At 68.8% G+C, this 2,181-nt stretch carries 3 protein-coding genes; all 3 read right to left on the bottom strand.

What is annotated here, in order from left to right; translation table 11 throughout:
* Positions 1-194: 194 nt before the first annotated feature.
* From E2651_RS42725 to E2651_RS42715, 3 genes are read right to left on the bottom strand one after another with little or no spacing between them, the layout of a single operon-like run.
* On the bottom strand, positions 195-833 hold the full coding sequence (locus E2651_RS42725; RefSeq protein WP_135336648.1) for a LysE family translocator: 639 nt from the start codon (positions 831-833) through the stop codon (positions 195-197).
* Positions 834-870: 37 nt separating this feature from the next.
* Positions 871-1,074 (bottom strand): DUF397 domain-containing protein, encoded by a 204-nt coding sequence (locus E2651_RS42720; protein WP_135336647.1) that lies wholly within the window; start codon positions 1,072-1,074, stop codon positions 871-873.
* Positions 1,075-1,089: 15 nt separating this feature from the next.
* On the bottom strand, positions 1,090-1,941 hold the full coding sequence (locus tag E2651_RS42715; protein WP_135336646.1) for a helix-turn-helix transcriptional regulator: 852 nt from the start codon (positions 1,939-1,941) through the stop codon (positions 1,090-1,092).
* Positions 1,942-2,181: the final 240 nt, after the last annotated feature.

The following is a 2,181-nucleotide window of genomic DNA, read 5'->3' as shown; positions in this document are numbered from 1 at the left end:
CCCTCCCCCGCCAAGCCGGGCATCCCGCCCGGGACGGTGGCGGGGCCAACTGGGGCTCGGTGTCGGCGGCGTGACCGACCTGCGTCACGACACTTGCCGGGACGGGGCGCTGCTGATCCGGTGCCTTTGATAGTCACCGGGCGGCCCCGGTACGAATCAAGGCCACCGCCGCCAGAGCCCCACCCCGCCGGGCGTCAGTCCTTGCGGCCCGTCACTGCCACCGTGACACCGAGGCCGATCATTGTCAGGCCGCCGGCGCCGCCGACCAGGGAGAGGCGTTGAGGTGAGCGGGCGAACCAGTCCCGTGCGGTGGATGCCGCCAGGCCCCACGTCATGTCGGAGGCGAGGGCGATGGCGTTGAACACCAGGCCGAGCACCAGCATCTGCGCCGCGGCGTGGCCCTGTCCGCGGTCGACGAACTGCGGTAGCACCGCGGCGAAGAAGACGATGGTCTTGGGGTTGGTCACCCCTACCGCGAAGCCTTCCCAGAACGTCCGCAGATTTCCTTGCGCGGTGCCCACGCCAGTCACCGCTGCCTGCAGCGAACCGCGTTCCCGCCACGCCTTCACGCCCAGGAAAACCAAGTAGGCGGCACCCGTCAGCTTCAGCGTCGTGAAGAGAAGAGCCGAGCGTTCCAGTGCCGCCCCGACCCCGAACGCCACGGCCACGATGAGGACATAGGCGCCGGCGGTGTTCCCTACGACCGTGGTCAGCGCGCCACGGCGGCCCTGCGCCAGGGCCCGCCCGATCACGAACAGCACGCTGGGGCCGGGGATCACGATCAACAGGAACGACATCGCCGCGAAGGCGAGCAGACGGTCGGCAGACACCATGCGGTTCATGCAAGCACGGGGGAGGCTTCCGGTTCCATCAGTTTCGGCTTCGGGGTCCTTGTTCGGTCCCGGTGCGTATGTGGGTGATGAAGGCCCGTAGTTGGCTTGGGCCTGTGGTGAGGGTGGTTTCCGGGGCGTCGCTCTCGCGGAGGTGGATCGTCCCGTCCGGCGCGGCCGAGACATGGACGCACGCGCTTGCCTCTTGGCAGTACGAGGACTTCTGCCAGGTCTGGTCGGTCAAGGTGGCTCCCTGGGCTCAGAGTTCGTTCGCGATGTGGTGGATGAAGGCGCGTGACGCGGCGGCGTCGAGGGCGGTGTCCTCCATGCGGTCGAGCAGCAGCGCGTACTTGTGGACCTGGGCTTCGGCGTCCAGGAGGAGCGCCCCGTGGGACTGGTCGAGCTGCACCGTGTCGAGTTGGGGCACAGGGCCCGAGTAGTAGCCGACCGACTGGCCGGAGCCGGGGAAGACGCCGTGGGTGAAGGGGATCACTCGGAGGGTGATCCCCTCGTGCTCGCTCATCTTCGTGAGGTGCTTCAGCTGTTCGCGGGTCGTCCCTTTGCCGCCGAACCGCATGCGCAGGGCCGCCTCGTGGACGACGGCGCTGTACGGGGTGGGGTGTTCCCGGTAGAGGACCTCTTGGCGCTTGATGCGGAAGGAGATCCGGTGCTCGACGTCCGGGGGCGACAGGCGTGGCACCGAGCCGTCGAACAGCGCCCGGATGTAGTCAGGGGTCTGCAGCAGGCCGGGGATGTGCAGGGCATTGGAGATGCGGAGTGCGGTGGCGTGGTGCTCGGACTCGGCGAGGTCGAGCTGCGACGCGGAGAGGGTCTCGCGGTACTCCTCCCACCAGCCGCGCTTCCGGTGCGCCGCCATGGCGACGAGCGCGTCGACGAGGGCTTCGTCGGCGCAGTCGTAGTGCTGGGCGAGGGTGCGGATGCGTTGCTCGCTGAGGCCGAAGCGGCCGGTTTCGATGTTGCTGATCCGGGCCTGGTTGGCCCCGATCAGCTCGCCTGCGGCGCGGGCGGTCAGGCCTGCGCGCTCCCGGAGCTTGCGCAGTTCGACTCCCAGCCGGAGTTGCCGTGCTGTGGGCGTTGACCGTGGCGGCATGTTCTTGCACTCCCTTGCCCTGCGCTGTCACCCACACGGGTGGAGCGTCGGATGCATCCGCAGATTGCGTAGAAACTATTCTACGGACGCCGCTACGGTGAAGCCGTAAGCCGCCCAACTGCCCCCGCCGATAAGCCGGAAGCGCACCGCAACCACGCGGCATGCCACCGCCCGGCGCGGTCGTCGAGCGGGCAAGTCCCTTCACCGCAGGAGGCGTTCATGGTCACCGTATCCCCGCCC

Source organism: Streptomyces sp. MZ04, assembly GCF_004684775.1.
Taxonomy (GTDB): Bacteria; Actinomycetota; Actinomycetes; order Streptomycetales; family Streptomycetaceae; genus Streptomyces.
This window is presented reverse-complemented; position numbering and strand designations above follow the sequence as displayed.